This window comes from Thiolapillus sp. (assembly GCF_048562965.1).
GTDB classification, from domain to species: Bacteria; Pseudomonadota; Gammaproteobacteria; order Chromatiales; family Chromatiaceae; genus Thiolapillus; species Thiolapillus brandeum_A.
Window position 1 is genome coordinate 1 of the sequence record NZ_JBHNMF010001672.1, and the last position, 520, is coordinate 520.

General features: G+C 60.6%; 1 protein-coding gene. It reads right to left on the minus strand.

The genetic code is table 11. The features are described from left to right. Positions 1-22 precede the first annotated feature (22 nt). Positions 23-520, minus strand: a 498-nt coding sequence (locus ACOCD2_RS26145) for a hypothetical protein (protein WP_293675719.1), incomplete at its 5' end; no start/stop codon positions are given.

Genomic DNA, 520 nt, shown 5'->3' on the forward strand with positions numbered 1-520 from the left:
ATCTGCGCGATCAGCAGGTTCATCACATAGCCCCTGATCCCTGGGCCGTACTGCACGGGGCCGGCCATATCGGCAGGGAAAGGCCCCTTGTTTCGTGTCCGGCACTGGGGGGCACTGCTTGCGCTGCCAGCCATGGAGAGCGAAGCGAAGGCTGGTAGTCCCCAGTAGCCGCGAGGCCGCACTGTTTTCCCGGCGTGCCTTGCGCCAGAGGGAAAACAAAGTAGGCCTCCGAACGCGGCGTCCAGTCATATGGGAGCCAAGTACGGAGCAGCAACGAGCTTGCGAAGTTGTTGCGTAGTGCTTGGTGACCAGGACGGCTGGGGCACCAATAGGTTGTCAAAGGCCGAGTCGATTTTGGGGACTGGGATGTCCCAAAATCTATCACGAGGCCGAAGACACGCTTGATCTCGGCGTCTACGTGGGTGACCACCTTTTCAAAGATGATGTCGATCCGGGTGCGCCGCTCAACCCCCTGACAGGGCGTCTTGCTCAGGTCTTCGCCACAGGTTTCGCACTGGGG